Origin of the sequence: Vibrio sp. 10N.261.51.A4, from assembly GCF_041471945.1 — a bacterium.
In the GTDB taxonomy this organism is placed as follows: Bacteria; Pseudomonadota; Gammaproteobacteria; order Enterobacterales; family Vibrionaceae; genus Vibrio; species Vibrio crassostreae_C.
In genome coordinates, this window is record NZ_JBFRPJ010000104.1 from 46,908 (window position 1) to 62,627 (window position 15,720).

Genomic DNA, 15,720 nt, shown 5'->3' on the forward strand with positions numbered 1-15,720 from the left:
TAAATTAACGGCTAGCTCTCATCCTTATTCGGCGGTTCTTGCTAGGCTAGAGACGTCGCTACTATTAAGGTTGAGCTGTGAATCAATACGCTGTTATCTGTTTGGACAATAATCCGGTTAGCATTGAAAGAATACGTTCGGAGCTGGCTCCGTTGGCTTGTGTATTCGATATTTATACTGCCGAGAACATCGAAGACGCACATCACGCATTAGAAGATATTCATGATCACAACCAAACCGTTGCCTTGGTGATCACTCATCATCATTCTGAATTTAATGGCGTGCAATTTCTGATTGAACTTGAACAGCTGCCCCATAGTAATACCGCAAGAACGATATTAGTCAGCGCTTCGTCAGACATTCAATCCATTCTAACCGCTGTAAATGAAGGCAGGCTCAACCACTGTCTAACCAAGCCGGTTCAAGATCAGGTTCTATTCAAATCAGCGCAAAAAGAGCTAACCTCTTTTGTCATCCAATACGACTCAGAAAACCTGCTCTCTTACAGCGATGCATTGGATCAACAGCGCTTACTCAGAGCGCACATTGAGCAAAAGATTCACTCTTTCCAATCGGGTTTCATTCACGACTACCACCAGCTTTCTGATAATGCCCTTGCAGAACGTGTTGTCAGTGCCTTACAAGATGTGTTTTCAAAAGATGATAAAACCAAGGCCATTCGTGACTACTCCCCCGAGCATCTGCTCACTGTGGAAGGCGAAGACAATCGCTTTTTATGGCTGATCATTGAGGGTGAAGCGGCTCTATATAAGAAAGATGAACTCGGGCAACAGCGGGAAGTGGTACGTCACTCCAAAGGGAACATTGTTGGCGGGATGTCATTTGTGACAGGTGAACCTTCGTTTTCTACCGCGGTCACCCTAACGCAAACACGCGTTATCAAGCTGGATAAAGATAGCTTTGCTCAGGTGATGCATTCAAACAATACTCTACTGCCGTTATTTACCAATCTACTGCTCCGTCATTTCAATCGACGTTTGCAACGCAGTATCACCAATAAGATCAAACTGCAACAAACATTAGAATCACTAGAGTCTGCACATCAGCAACTGATCGAAAAAGAGAAAATGGCGATGCTCGGGCAGCTTGTCGCGGGAGTCGCACATGAGCTGAATAACCCGATTGCTGCCATATTAAGAAGCATCGAAACTCTGTCAGACCATCTCGACCAAATATTGGCAAACCTATCCGTTCCAGAGTCCAATAAAGGGACTGACGTACTGGCACATTCAAAGTTAGCTAAGCCACTATCAACAGCCCAAGAAAGACAGCTCGTAAAGCATCTTACGTCGACGATTAATGACCGTGCTTTAGCAAAAAAAGCCGTGAGACTAAACCTAAGCCAAGACTCTACGGTTCTAAACACATTAAAGGCGTCCCCTGTCGCAGGCAAAGAGCTGCTCAATGACTTAGAGCATTACCATTATGTTGGAAACTCTATCCGCTCAATTCAAGTGTGCAGCAAGCGTATTGCCGATATGGTCAAAAGCTTAAAAAGCTATGCTAGAGAAGATGAAGAAGTTCGCCACTACACAGATATCCACGAAGGGCTTGAAGATACCTTAGTGATCTTCGAAAACAGGCTTAAACACCACCAACTCGAAAAGCATTACGATACCGACTTACCGCCTTTATTGTGCCAGTCGCTCTCGCTGCAACAAGTGTGGACCAACCTTATCTCCAATGCGCTCGATGCCCTATCTGAACGAGGAAAAGTGACCATCACCACTTCTCAACAGACAAAAGGCGACAACGCGTTTCTTGTGGTGCAAATCTCCGATACTGGCCACGGCATTGCCAAAGAAGACATCAACACCATTTTCAACCCAAATTTCACGACTAAAAAAGAAGGCAACTTTGGTTTAGGGATTGGGTTATCCATTTCTCAACAAATCGTTTCGGCTCATCAAGGGTTTATTTTGGTGGAGTCAGAGGTAGGCAGCCATACAAACATGCAAGTGTGGCTTCCATTCAAACAAGAAGGAGCACCTCATGAATAAGTACCTAATTTTATGTGTCGATGATGAACCTGAAGTTCTCAATAGTGTCCTTCAGGACTTGGCGATATTTGAAGAGAACTTTCTGGTTGAAGGTGCAGAGTCGGTCGATGAAGCCAAGCAAGTAATCAAAGAAATGGGACAAGATGGTATTAAGCTCGCGTTAATCTTATGCGACCACATCATGCCAGAAGAAACCGGCATTGATTTTCTGATCGAACTCAACCAACACGACGCTACTAAACCAACGCGTAAGCTGTTGCTCACCGGGCAAGCTGGGCTAGAAGATACCGTCACAGCCATTAACAACGCAGCACTTGATTTCTATATTTCAAAACCTTGGCAAGGCGACCAACTGAGAGACACGATTACTCAACAATTGACTGACTATGTCATTGCCAACGACAAGCAATTGCTAAACTGGACTTCCATCTTAGATACCGAGCGCATACTGACTTCAATGGCGGATAAACGCACCAGTTTTGGTGAATAGCACTGATTGGTTAATGGATACTGAGAATAGCGTCATCCGATATAAAAACCTTCCAAATGTATACAAATTTTGGATAATTCGCTCGTCTATTTTTCTCATTCGCCCTAAACATGAGATCTCCGTTACATACTGATCCTTAATTTGCTTGTTTTTTAACTAAATGAGTAAGGTTTTACATTTTAAAGGATTACTTTTCCGTGAGTTAGATTAAACTGTCTCAATGTTTATGGTTTGCCGATTTGTCTCAAACCAAAGGAATTAACACTAATATAGGTTTACGGTCGTTATGCGCAAAATTCTACTTACTACCGCTATGCTATTGGCTTCTGGTCAAGCACTAGCTGTTGATGAACAACCACAGGTAATGAGCAACTTTAACTATGATTACTTTGAAGCACGTATCGGTGCTAGCCCAGTAACATTTGGTGGTGCGTTCAGTAAGTCCATTCACCCGAACGCTCACGCTATAGCACGTATCGATTCAGAATTTGAAAGCGATTACGACTCAGCTGTAGGTCTTGGTTTCCACGCTCCATTAAACAACTGGGCAGACCTAACAGGTGAAATGCTAGCTCGTATCGTTCAACCTGAGAACTCAAGCTCTACTGATATCGGTATGGAAATCAACATTGGTGTTCGCCAATGGCTTGGTCCACAACTAGAAGTTGGTGGTAAAGGTGGTTACGTTTCTATCGATGACAACGATGATTGGACAGGTTCTGTTTACGCGCGTTTCCACTCTACAGAGCTTTTCTCTCTAGGCGCTGAAGCTCGTATTAACGACTTCTACGGTGACCAACTTATGTTCACTGCTCGCTTCAAGTACTAATACTTAAAGCCAAGCTAGCTCTTAACGAGCACTTAGCCTTTTGATACTTAGTCTTTTAAGAAGTCCGACTAAGACAGAAACAAAAAAACCGAGGACATTCCTCGGTTTTTTTTATTGACAGTAATCTTAAGCATATAAGGCAAACTTCTTTAGTGGCAGCTCTTCAGTAATTGCTGCTTGCGTGGCTCTTGTAATAGTTTCCAGTGAATACCATCAATTGCACCCGCAAATTTCCAAAGTAGTTTTAGGTCAACATCGTTTCCGTACGCTTCGCGAACCTTATTAAACACTTCAGGTGCGCCCAACTGCATAAACATTGAAACATCATCCACACCCGCCTTTTTAACCATGCGCTCTAACGTAAGCTGCATGTTTGGTAGATCTCTTAATCTACGGCTAGCTGATGACTTCTTGAAGCTACGCTGCTGAATTGAATTATCGATTGAAGTACGAATAATACTATCCAATTCAGGATGTTCACAGGTAAACAGATCCGTAATGTCGTAATAGTTTACGGTTGCTGTTGTCTGCTTCTTTACATGACGATACTTTTCACAATCAAGATCGGTCAGTTTTTTATCTAATGATTTTCCACCTCTAATGAATAAACAACCTTCACTCAATAAAGCGAACATAGCGTCATTTTGAAAGAGGCCAATACCTCCGAACATAGAACGTTTTTGATGCTCACCAAATTGATTCACGTAATTAATAAATGCTGTCTCGGTCATATCCGTTGATCCTTAATCAAATTACCCCGATTAGGTTGATCACCAGACAAGCAGCTTGTTATGCGAAAATTTTAAATCTATTTTGTTATTCTATAGGTGAATATTATGGTTTCGTTTTTCACCTTTAAATAAATCATACTTCGAAAAGAAAAATAAGTCTGGACTTAGTTCACATCAATCAATTGAGTATTCCGGTTTTTCATGATTGACTTCACAGTAAACTATCAAACCATGCTTGAATTTGGACACCTAGTGATACACCGGTTCAAATTATTAAAGGTTATGTAGACGGGTGAGTATTGCCTCGCAGCATCGTGGCTTGTAAAATGGCAGGACAGACCTGTTTTTACTTTTTATATGAATCATTTATCGTTTTTCTGGCTACCTCAAAATAAGACTCTTCTCTTAAAGGGTCTAGAATCAGAGTTTGCCCAACTTGTTGGACATTCTATCTCAGCGGGAAAAATAACACTTCCTCCTATCCCTAACGTTGTACTGAAGATTCAATCGCTTTGTACCCTTGAATCAACTGGGATTGCTGACGTTGCCGAATGCTTACTCGAAGACCCAGGCCTCGCTGCTATTGTCATTCGTGTGGCTAACTCTGTCGTCTTTAACCGACGTAATATTACTTGTGTTGATATTATGACGGCGGTGTCGCGCCTTGGCATATTAAGAGTACGTGACATCGTGACGGCTCAGGCTATTGAGCAACTCAAACACTCAGTCAACCTCAGTAAAGAATGTAATAAGGTATTGGTTCAGAGCGCTTCTGTATCAAAAGAGCTGGGCGCTACTATGGTGCTTGTTACCAACAGCTTCAAAGAGCTCTCCCCTACTGAATACCGTTACCTTGAGCATGAAAAATCGCTGCTTGTTGGATTACTGGCTGATATTGGTTTGTTCTGTTTGGTTAGCGAATACCACCTCTACCTCGAAAATGGCAATTACCTAGATCACGACATCGCTCTACAAATCTTCCAAGGCCAATGTTCTGCTACCAGTAAATTGGTGCTTAACCGTTGGGGCTTCGACAGCGACTTTATTGATGTGTGCAGCAATACCATCAATAACCACGAACAGCGTGAAGTCTCTTACTTAGATATCGCTCGAATCGCTAACCACCTGCTGATGTTCAGAAACAAGGATGAGAACATCGATGATCACGAAGTTGAACTTAACGTGACAGGTGCAGAGGTGCTTTATAAATTAAGCAACTTGAGCAAGCATGATTTTAATGCAAAGCTAAGCGACGTGATCAATACTAGCGGCTTCTAAGTCACTGTTAAATTACAAGTAAGTGTAATATGAAGTAAATGCAATGGGGAAAGCATGTTTACAGGGATGATCTTTATATTTGCGCCACTCGTCGTGGGGTATCTTTTTGCAATTTCGAACGCTCAGACATTAGAATTTATCAACCGCTCAACATCGCGGTTGATCTACGTGATTCTGGCGTTAATGGGACTAAGCTTAGCCGCCCTCGATAACCTAGGCAGTAACCTGCAGACAATCCTTCTATATACCGTCACTTTCTTTGTCTGCTTAAGCGTATGTAACCTAATGGCACTGCCCGCTATTGATAAGTTATTGCCACTCAAAACCGACAGTAGCAAGAAGAAGCTTCCCCTCTCTTCTATGGCGATGGAATCTGCAAAACTCATCTTAGTGGTAGGTTCAGGGCTAATCGCTGGCTTAGTGCTGCCTATTGGCCTTGATTGGGTTGATACCGCAAGCGAATGGATTCTGTTTGTTCTTCTATTCTTTATCGGCATTCAGCTGCGTAATAGCGGACTCACACTTCGTCAGATCTTACTCAACAAGCACGGTATGGTTATCGCAATCACCATTATCATCACCTCAATGTTAGGTGGTGTAATCGCGGCTTACATCCTAGATATCCCTCTGTTCAAAGCCTTGGCAATGTCTTCTGGATTTGGTTGGTACTCTCTGGCTGGTATCTTAATGGGTGACGCCTTTGGTCCTGTCTATGGTGGCGCTTCTTTCATGCTTGAGCTGTTAAGAGAGTTAGTTGCCTTGGTACTGATTCCAGTGCTAATTCGCAGCTACCCATGCACTTCCATTGGTTATGCTGGTGCGACTGCGATGGACTTCACCTTACCGGTCATTCAAACAACAGGCGGCGTTAGATGTGTGCCTATCGCTATCGTCAGTGGCTTTATCCTCAGCTTGCTTGTTCCGATATTGATGTTGTTCTTTGTATCTCTTGCTAACTAGATCGCAGGAATAGCGTTTGTTTTAGATTAGAATGCAACTCGAATACCAATGCCCAAGACACCGATACAGTTACCGAAATAAAAAGACACTAAGTGTCATTGCTCAACAAATAACGATCACGGTAACCTGTAACGACAAAGTTATAAAAAGAATAAACTTACAAAAGGAACCACTATGAAACGCCTTTGCGTCGCATTACTGCTAGCTTCAACTTCTACTTTCTCTTTTGCAGCAGATTCAATGTCTGAGACAAACCAGTGCCAAGCAAAAAAATATGATGCGTACATCGACGCTTCTTTGAATTGGTATGCCGACCTTGCTGCATTAACCTCTGAGCAATATCCAGAGCTAACAGAAGTGAGTGAGTGGTTCCTAGAAGGTCGTAAGCACCACTTTGAGCTTAACCGTGCTGCGGTTCACTACTACTTAGTAAACGACTCAAGCAAAGTGGCAACAGAGCAACCTGTAGAAGGTTGGTTGCAACTTGAGCAACACGACATTAAAACGCTATCAACACGTGATGATGAGCTTGGTAAAATCGCGAAAACAACATTCGATGACCGCCAATCAACGCCTCACGCTCAAAACTACGAACTACGTTCTGCCTTTGCAGAGCTGCTTAGTCACCCTAAGCAAATCGACTCAGCGCTGCAGCGTTACAACCAGTCGATCAGTAAACTTGAAGCGATTAAGTGTAAATAACCCCGCATTTAATATGCTTTTTTGAGAAGTTGGATTTCATAATTAAGACGGGACATTGTTCCCGTTTTCGTTTAGATTGTCCCGCTCGCGTCAATATTAGAAAAATAACTCGCTTGCTATGGTTACGGAACAAAAAACAGCAGATGTTAGCTTCGACAGTCTTCTACGTATCTTCACGGTACCTGAAGGCCCAGATTCAACACTCACTCAAATTGAAGACAAACTTTCACGAAACCTGAATCAATTCTTACGTGAACATATTGTGGCTGAAGAAAAGCCGCTACGTGAAATTGAGAAAGATTTTTCAAATGCTCATATCCCAGAGCAGCCTGAGTTTGTTTCTGAACATACTGAGCATCTCCTCGATTCTCTTGTGTCTCATTCGGTTCACACGTCTTCGCCAAGTTTTATTGGCCATATGACCTCTGCGTTGCCGTACTTCCTGATGCCGCTTTCAAAAATCATGATTGCGTTGAATCAGAATCTAGTAAAAATCGAGACCTCAAAAGCTTTCACTCCCCTAGAACGTCAAGTTCTGGGCATGTTACATCGCCTGATTTATCAAGATAGCGACCAGTTTTATTCTCGTTGGATGCACAGTGCAAACCACTCTTTAGGTGCGTTTTGTTCTGGTGGTACCATCGCGAACATTACTGCGCTTTGGGTTGCACGTAACAACGCTCTAAAAGCGCAAGGTTCGTTCAAAGGTGTGGAAAAAGAGGGCTTGTTTAAAGCCATGAAGCACTACGACTACGAAGGCCTTGCCATCTTAGTCTCTGAACGTGGTCACTACTCTCTGAAAAAAGCTGCGGATGTCCTTGGTATTGGTCAAGAAGGTCTAGTGTCTGTTAAAACGGATAACGACAACCGTATTTGTACTGATGATCTAAAGCTCAAGATCGAGCAACTCAAGCAGAACAAGATCAAACCTTTTGCCGTCATTGGTGTGGCTGGTACAACCGAAACCGGGAATATCGACCCACTAAGAGACATTGCTGAGGTGTGTGCCGAATCCGATTGTCATTTCCATGTTGATGCTGCTTGGGGTGGTGCGACTCTGATGTCTAACAATCATCGTCACCTGCTTGATGGTATTGAACTGGCGGATTCAGTCACGATTGATGCGCACAAACAGCTTTATATCCCTATGGGTGCGGGCATGGTTCTGTTTAAGAAGCCAGATGCGATGACAGCGATTGAACATCATGCTCAATACATTCTTCGCAAAGGCTCAAAAGATTTAGGTAGCCATACGTTAGAAGGTTCTCGTTCAGGCATGGCAATGTTGGTTTACGCCGCAATGCACATCATTAGCCGTCCTGGTTATGAACTGCTGATCGACCAAAGTATCAACAAAGCACGCTACTTTGCCGACCTGATTAAAGATCAGAGCGACTTCGAACTGGTTTCAGAACCTGAGCTCTGCCTACTGACTTATCGCTATTTACCTGAATCAGTCAAAGCGGCACTGCTTAAAGCTGAGCCTGAACATCGTGTCGAACTGAATGAGTTGCTCAATGAACTGACTAAGTTTATTCAGAAGAAGCAGCGTGAGACAGGCAAATCTTTCGTGTCGCGTACACGCTTAAACCCTGAAGCATGGGCACATCAGCCAATCATCGTTTTCCGGGTGGTGTTAGCAAACCCACTAACAGGCAATGATATTCTTTCGTCAGTGCTTGAAGAACAGCGTGAGATCTCTAAACTAGCACCAAACTTGATGGGAAAAATCAACAAACTGGTTACGCAAATCAACGCATAGTCATTCAATTTTAGTTGCATCAAATTGAAAATTTCTTTCTTTTTGATGTAACTAAGCTGTCAGTTTATACTCATTTTGCATTCTTTTTGCTCAAACTCTCTTCCAATTCTGTAGTTTTCTAAAATTTTGTTGAGGTTTGTCATATTCTTAAGCATTCATGCCCTGTTTTTGTATTAGTAAATAGTATGTTGGGTTTATACTGACTCTATGGTGCTAGTTAGCTTGATATCTATTTGACGCAGCAGTATTTACGATACCAAGTATAGATTTGGCTTTGTGTTTACTGATATTTGCTTCAGCCATACCCCCTGGTAAAAGATATTAACTAGCAAGTTGTTCTCTATACCCTTGTGAACACTATGAATACATTAGAAAAAATACAAAAAAACCTGGAAAATTTCAGCAAGTCTGAGCGCAAGGTAGCCGAAGTAATTATGGCTTCCCCTCAAACTGCAATTCATTCTAGCATTGCTACCTTAGCTAAAATGGCTGACGTGAGTGAGCCTACAGTTAACCGCTTCTGTCGTCGATTAGACACAAAGGGCTTCCCTGACTTCAAACTTCACCTAGCTCAAAGCTTGGCAAACGGTACACCTTACGTGAACCGTAATGTTGAAGAAGATGATGGTCCAGATGCTTATACGCATAAGATTTTCGAATCAACTATGGCTTGTCTAGACGTTGCTAAAAACAGTCTAGACGCGATGCAAGTAAACCGTGCTGTTGACTTGCTGACTCAAGCAAAACGCATTTCGTTCTTCGGACTGGGTGCCTCTTCTGCTGTCGCCAAAGATGCTCAAAACAAGTTTATTCGTTTTAATATCCCAATCACATGTTTCGAAGACATCGTGATGCAACGAATGAGCTGCATTAACTGCAGTGATAACGACGTTATTGTTCTTATCTCTCATACTGGCCGCACTAAAAGCCAAGTTGAGATTGCAAACTTAGCGCGTGAAAACGGTGCGACAGTTATTGCTATCACAGCAAAAGATTCTCCACTGGATAAAGCGAGCTCGTTGTCTATTTCTCTGGATGTTCCAGAAGACACTGACGTTTACATGCCAATGGCAAGTCGCGTTGTTCAGATGACGGTTATCGATGTGCTAGCGACAGGCTTTACGCTACGTCGTGGTTCTGGTTTCAGAGAGAACCTAAAGCGCGTCAAAGAGTCACTTCGTGATTCACGTTACGAGAAGTACTCTCAGTTCTAATCTGCTTAGTCATGAACTGAAAACAGATGACCAGAGAACAAGTTGAATTAAAAAACGGAGCCTAGAGCTCCGTTTTTATTTGTCTGTATAAAATGACTTATACAACGAACAAGTTTAAGACCGTTAGATAGTCCAACTATTGCCCTTCTCAACCACGCTGTTTTCGGACGCATAAGAATTGATAATGGTAAAGCTCGACTCGACAGCTGGCTCTTGCCCAATTTGATTCATTGAAACTCCCTCATGATGCCCTTCTCTACAACTGCACTTCTCGCATACTTGCTTCAAAATATGCACGAGCCTCTCTTGGTTAAGCGGCAAAGGGTTTCCTTTAATCGCCACTGATTTGAGCGCGTCGGCAGACACCTCATCAAACTGGGCTTCACAGACACCAAATTCCAACAAGTTGGGTAACTTAAGCGTATCAAGCACTTCCGATAACCAAGAAATTGCCTCCTCTTCTATTGCTTCTACGTTACCTGTTACTATCTGAGCGATTCGCTGATAACGCGCTAGGATGTCGCTTCTTTGCTGCTCTTTTGCAACGGCTATGTTCTCCAACATCACAAACGGCGCTAAACGCGCGGTAATCACACTATGAGGCGCAGAAATCTTACCTCCTAGTGCGGAGGCTAAACCATGGGCTGCGCCAAGCTTGGCATTAGTTATCGCCATACCACCGAGCATAGAAGCGAAAGCAAGATCAGAACGCGCTTGAGGCTCATCATAAACACACGCTTTAACCACAGAACCACTCAACTTACGCAGCCCTTCTTCACAAATCATATCGGTTAACGGATTCGGTTCACCACACACGTAGGCTTCCATTAGATGAGTAAAGGCATCCATCGCACCTCGCCCAGATAGATATAGATTGGTTCCATGAGTTAGGGTTGGGTCGACAATCGCAACGTCGGCCAGCATGTCTGGGCTTCTCAGGCTGATTTTTACTTGGTCTTGGCCTGATTTCAGCACCGCGTTTTTAGTGACCTCGGCGCCGGTACTCGCTGTGGTTGGAATTGCGATAAACGGAAGTGGTTTGGTTTTAAGAGGAACATTACGCCCGACCACTTCAACATAGTCATATAAATTGCCTTGATTAGGTAAAACCGCAGCCAACGCTTTGCCCATATCGATGGCGCTACCGCCCCCCATGGCGACAACCATATCTGGCTTAAATCGACGAGCAGAAATAGCCGCCTCTTCAACCATTTTGATATTAGGTTCACCGGAAACGGCAATGTGCTGATAACGCATACTCTGCGCATCAAGATAGTCAGTAACAATTGAAGTGCGCTCTAATGTATTGCCTGTAACCAATAGCACGCTGTAGCCATATTGATTAAAGAGAGACAATGAAGCGGAAAGTGCTCCATCACCAAAGATGATCTTTGTAGATGTCATAAATTGAAACATGGTGCCTCCTGCGCCTATGACCGAACAAAACTGCGAACTCTTGGTTATTGGAATTTAGCCTTTATATAGTGCATCAGTATTAAGATGCCTCGTTCTGTATGCGCTTTTTTTGACGAGGTGCAACTTGTCGCATTAAAGATGGATTAATGTCGTATTCTTAGGGGTAATTCACACTCTTAAATTAAGGGTAATCAATCTGAATACCCATCAGAAATCAGCATGGATCCTTTTTGTGACCATTATTTGCTCTGATAGACAAAACCTATTGTATTAAGAGGTAATTCCATCTTTATTTCCCCATGGCATTGAGGCATAGTTGGTTTTATGAAATTTTGAGTGGCATTCACTAAAGAATAGTTAACATAATCGAGTTAACGAGCCTCATCCCGTATTTAGGAGAAATTAAATGTTTGTAGTTATTTTTGGTCGCCCTGCTTGCCCATTCTGTGTTCGTGCAAAAGAGCATGCTGAAACTCTTAAAGCTAAACGCGATGACTTCAACTACCGTTACGTTGACATCCACGCTGAAGGTATCAGCAAAGCTGATCTAGAGAAGACTGTTGGTAAACCTGTCGATACAGTTCCACAAATCTTCATCGACCAAGACCACATCGGCGGCTGCACAGAATTTGAAGCATACGCAAAAGAAAACCTAGGTCTTTTCGACTAAGCTAGGATTTCTCAAACGAGAATCAGGGCTAAAGCCTTAAACAGCTGACCCATTTAGGCGTTAGACTGTACGATTTATAGAAAGCCCGCTCACTGTAGCGGGCTTTTTTATGACCAGTTTTCATACGGAATAAGAATAAGGTCAAAATCAAGTAAATTAACAAAATATTGCTTATAATTTATTTATATTTAGATACAATTCACCTCTCAAACTTACCCTGTGTTCCACGCCAATTATTGAGCGACCACCGTGAATATCGACGTTGTTTTTCTGTTAGAACAAAACCCCATTCTCCTCATCTTTGTTGTTTTATCGATTGGATTAGCCATTGGTAAAATTCGTTTCGGTAGCCTCCAACTTGGTAATTCAATCGGTGTTTTGATTACTTCCCTTATCATGGGACATCTTGGCTTTTCTTTTAACGCAGATGCGCTCACCATTGGTTTCATGCTGTTCATCTACTGTGTTGGCATTGAAGCTGGACCAAACTTCTTCGGTATCTTCTTCAGAGACGGTAAGCACTACCTCATTCTGAGCCTTGTGGTACTTTCTACCGCAATTGCCCTAACCTATTTCAGTAGTCATTACCTTGGCCTAGGCTTTGGTTTATCTGCAGGCATGATGGCAGGTGCCTTAACAGCAACGCCGATATTGGTAGGTGCTCAAGATGCTCTGAATTCTGGGCTTGCAGAATTACCAAGAAACATGGACTTGAGCCTGATTATCGAAAACCTTTCAGTCGGTTACGCGATGGCTTACTTGGTTGGCTTAATCAGTATGATTATGTTTGCTCGCTTGATTCCAAAACTTCAAAAAGTGAACCTACACGACTCGGCAGAGCAAATCGCCCAAGAACGTGGGTTAGGCGCTTCAGGTCAGCGTAAGGTTTACTTGCCCATTATTCGTGCTTATCGAGTGGGACCAGAGCTCATCTCTTGGACTGACGGTAAGAATCTGCGTGAACTGGGCATCTATCGCCAAACAGGCTGTTACATCGAGCGTATTCGACGTAATGGTATTCTTGCCCATCCAGATGGTGATGCAATTCTGCAAGAAGGCGATGAGATCGCATTGGTTGGTTTCCCAGATAGCCACGCTCGTCTAGACCCAAGCTTCCGTAACGGTAAAGAAGTTTTCGACCGTAACCTTCTCGATCTGCGTATCGTGGAAGAAGAGATCGTCGTTAAGAGTGACAGTATCGCAGGTAAGCGCCTATCAGACTTAAACCTGTCTGAATACGGCTGTTTCCTTAACCGCGTAGTACGTGCTCAGATTGAAATGCCGATGGACTTAAACATCGTGCTTTCTAAAGGTGACGTCCTACAGGTGAGTGGTGAAAAGAGTCGAGTGCACGGCCTAGCTGAGAAAATTGGTTTCATCTCAATCCACAGCCAAATGGCGGATTTGATGGCCTTCTGTAGCTTCTTCATTTTGGGTATTTTGTTTGGTTTGATCACCATGACATTCGGTCAGGTATCGTTTGGGCTAGGTAACGCGGTTGGCCTGCTTCTATCGGGCATCATGCTTGGTTTCCTACGAGCGAACCACCCTACTTTCGGTTATGTGCCTCAAGGTGCTCTGAACATGGTCAAAGACCTCGGTTTGATGTTCTTTATGGTCGGTATCGGCTTGAGCGCCGGTGGTAAGATATTTGAGCACTTAACCCAAGTTGGCCCACAGGTAATAGGTATTGCCCTAGTAGTGAGTGTGCTGCCAGTATTCTTCGCTTACTTGGTTGGCGCTTACGTATTGAAGATGAACCGAGCTTTGTTGTTCGGTGCAATCATTGGCGCGCGAACTTGCGCTCCAGCGATGGACATCGTAAATGACCACGCTCGCTCAACGATTCCGGCTCTGGGTTATGCGGGTACTTATGCGATAGCCAATATATTGATGACCTTAGCAGGTACTTTCATCATCATAATTAGCTAGCATCTGCTGCATTAAAAGCAGCCAAGCTTAGATATTTCGAATGCACTAATTCACTTTGGGTTAGTGCATTTTTTATAACCTGTTTTAAGCGGTTCAAGCCTTCTTCCCCACTCCTGCTCTTAACTCTCTTCATCCCTTATTTCTACTCTTGTCCCCCTTCGAATCGCGGTAGCCGTATCCGCTCTTAAATCTCTTCGCATCCCGCCACTCGAATCCCATATCTGCTCTTAATCTCTTGAACCAAATAGCAGACAAAAAAATAGGCGCTCAATGAGCGCCTATTTCGTTTAGATTCGATAACTTGAATTAGATGTCAGCTACATCAAATTCAACAGCTGGGTTAACGTCAGCTTCGTAATCAACACCTTCAACACCGAAACCAAATAGCTTCAAGAACTCTTCTTTGTACTCTACGTAGTCAGTCAGTTCTTTTAGGTTCTCAGTTGTGATTTGAGGCCATAGGTTACGACAGTGATCTTGAATGTCTTCGCGAAGCTCAAGGTCATCTAGACGTAGACGGTTCACTTCATCCACTACTGGCGCGCTGCCGTCTTCTTTGTATAGACGTTGGCTGAACATACGGAAGATCTGTTCCATACAACCTTCGTGAATACCTTCTTCACGCATCTTCTTGAACACCATAGCGATGTAAAGAGGCATTACAGGGATTGCAGAACTTGCTTGAGTCACTACAGACTTAAGAACAGCAACGTTTGCAGTACCGCCAGTTTGGCCTAGCTTCTCGTTCAGCGCTGTCGCTGCACGGTCTAGATCCATCTTAGCTTTACCTAGTGCGCCATCCCAGTAGATTGGCCACGTTAGTTCAGTACCGATGTAGCTGTAAGCAACCGTCTTACAACCGTCCGCTAGAACACCAGCTTCAGAAAGAGCATTGATCCAAAGTTCCCAATCTTCACCGCCCATTACAGTAACAGTGTCTTTGATCTCTTCTTCAGTTGCAGGCTCTACGCTTGCTTCGATGATTGTGTCTTTGTTCGTATCAACCGCAGTTGACGTGTACGTTTCACCGATAGGCTTTAGAGATGAACGAATTACTTCGCCAGTCTCTGGCATTTTACGCACTGGAGACGCCAGTGAGTATACAACCATATCGATTTGGCCTAGATCTTCTTTGATCAGGTCAATTGTTTTCTGTTTCGCCTCGTTAGAGAAAGCATCGCCGTTCAGGCTTTTTGAATATAGGCCTTCTTCTTTAGCAAACTTGTCGAACGCTGCTGAGTTGTAGAAACCAGCTGTGCCAGGCTTTTTCTCAGTACCGGCTTTCTCAAAGAAAACACCGATAGTTGAAGCGCCGCCACCAAATGCAGCCGCAATACGTGAAGACAAGCCGTAGCCACTTGAAGAGCCAACAACTAGTACACGTTTAGGTGCGTTTGCGATTGGGCCTTGAGCTTTTGTGTAAGCAATTTGTTCTTTTACATTAGCTTCACAACCGACTGGATGTGTTGTAGTACAGATGAATCCGCGAATTCGAGGTTTGATGATCATATTCAACTTCCTTAAAAAATCAGGTTAAGGATAAAAGTTTCGTACGCAAATGGCATCTAATTTCTGTAAAAATGTGGTGAAAATGCAAGTGGTTGGAGCACTCAGCTGATATTTGCTGACTAAGTCACCATTTGTTAACGCATCTATTGCGACTTCTACGACAAAAACAAAAAAGGCACCTAATTAGGCTGTAATGCCGATCAGTT

Annotated in this window: 13 protein-coding genes; 10 read left to right on the forward strand and 3 right to left on the reverse strand. The window is 43.4% G+C overall.

The features are described 5' to 3' along the window. Nucleotides 1–77: 77 nt before the first annotated feature. The 3 genes from AB4384_RS21480 to AB4384_RS21490 all read left to right on the forward strand — a co-directional run bounded on the left by AB4384_RS21480 (nucleotide 78) and on the right by AB4384_RS21490 (nucleotide 3,340). Nucleotides 78–2,021, forward strand: a complete 1,944-nt coding sequence (locus AB4384_RS21480; protein ID WP_372130087.1) for an ATP-binding protein — start codon at nucleotides 78–80, stop codon at nucleotides 2,019–2,021. Next, nucleotides 2,014–2,511 carry a response regulator gene (locus tag AB4384_RS21485; RefSeq protein WP_017065410.1) on the forward strand — a complete coding sequence of 166 codons (498 nt, stop codon included), beginning with the start codon at nucleotides 2,014–2,016 and terminating at the stop codon, nucleotides 2,509–2,511. Before AB4384_RS21480 ends, AB4384_RS21485 begins: the two co-directional genes overlap by 8 nt. A 286-nt stretch (nucleotides 2,512–2,797) precedes the next feature. Next, nucleotides 2,798–3,340, forward strand: coding sequence for a hypothetical protein (locus AB4384_RS21490; protein ID WP_017065409.1), 543 nt, complete (start codon nucleotides 2,798–2,800; stop codon nucleotides 3,338–3,340). A gap of 149 nt (nucleotides 3,341–3,489) precedes the next feature. Here AB4384_RS21490 and AB4384_RS21495 read toward each other — a convergent pair whose 3' ends face one another. Then, on the reverse strand, nucleotides 3,490–4,071 hold the full coding sequence (locus AB4384_RS21495) for a TfoX/Sxy family DNA transformation protein (protein WP_017060401.1): 582 nt from the start codon (nucleotides 4,069–4,071) through the stop codon (nucleotides 3,490–3,492). 357 nt (nucleotides 4,072–4,428) lie between these two features. On the opposite strand from AB4384_RS21495, the gene AB4384_RS21500 reads away from it, so the two are divergent. From AB4384_RS21500 to AB4384_RS21520, 5 genes are all read left to right on the forward strand, one after another. Further along, nucleotides 4,429–5,349: an HDOD domain-containing protein gene (locus tag AB4384_RS21500; RefSeq protein ID WP_017066065.1), complete on the forward strand. Its 921-nt coding sequence runs from the start codon at nucleotides 4,429–4,431 to the stop codon at nucleotides 5,347–5,349. Between the two features lie 54 nt (nucleotides 5,350–5,403). Next, nucleotides 5,404–6,309 carry a lysine exporter LysO family protein gene (locus AB4384_RS21505; RefSeq protein WP_017071961.1) on the forward strand — a complete coding sequence of 302 codons (906 nt, stop codon included), beginning with the start codon at nucleotides 5,404–5,406 and terminating at the stop codon, nucleotides 6,307–6,309. Between the two features lie 174 nt (nucleotides 6,310–6,483). Next, a complete protein-coding gene (locus AB4384_RS21510) occupies nucleotides 6,484–7,011 on the forward strand; it encodes a hypothetical protein (protein WP_017066066.1) in 528 nt (175 codons plus the stop codon). Nucleotides 7,012–7,129: 118 nt separating this feature from the next. Further along, nucleotides 7,130–8,773, forward strand: coding sequence for a pyridoxal-dependent aspartate 1-decarboxylase PanP (panP, locus tag AB4384_RS21515; protein WP_102320463.1), 1,644 nt, complete (start codon nucleotides 7,130–7,132; stop codon nucleotides 8,771–8,773). Between the two features lie 359 nt (nucleotides 8,774–9,132). Next, the gene (locus AB4384_RS21520; RefSeq protein ID WP_004734686.1) at nucleotides 9,133–9,987 is read left to right on the forward strand and encodes a MurR/RpiR family transcriptional regulator; all 855 of its coding nucleotides are present in this window, start codon (nucleotides 9,133–9,135) and stop codon (nucleotides 9,985–9,987) included. 123 nt (nucleotides 9,988–10,110) lie between these two features. Here AB4384_RS21520 and AB4384_RS21525 read toward each other — a convergent pair whose 3' ends face one another. Beyond that, nucleotides 10,111–11,403, reverse strand: coding sequence for an iron-containing alcohol dehydrogenase (locus AB4384_RS21525; protein WP_372130088.1), 1,293 nt, complete (start codon nucleotides 11,401–11,403; stop codon nucleotides 10,111–10,113). Nucleotides 11,404–11,809: 406 nt separating this feature from the next. Between AB4384_RS21525 and AB4384_RS21530 the strand changes: the two genes are divergently transcribed. Beyond that, complete coding sequence (locus tag AB4384_RS21530; RefSeq protein WP_009847069.1) at nucleotides 11,810–12,073, forward strand: GrxA family glutaredoxin; 264 nt, start codon at nucleotides 11,810–11,812, stop codon at nucleotides 12,071–12,073. Between the two features lie 249 nt (nucleotides 12,074–12,322). After that, a complete protein-coding gene (locus AB4384_RS21535) occupies nucleotides 12,323–14,005 on the forward strand; it encodes an aspartate:alanine antiporter (protein WP_017060395.1) in 1,683 nt (560 codons plus the stop codon). 306 nt (nucleotides 14,006–14,311) lie between these two features. Here AB4384_RS21535 and fabV read toward each other — a convergent pair whose 3' ends face one another. Further along, on the reverse strand, nucleotides 14,312–15,514 hold the full coding sequence (gene fabV / locus AB4384_RS21540) for an enoyl-ACP reductase FabV (protein WP_372130089.1): 1,203 nt from the start codon (nucleotides 15,512–15,514) through the stop codon (nucleotides 14,312–14,314). Between the last annotated feature and the right edge of the window lie 206 nt (nucleotides 15,515–15,720).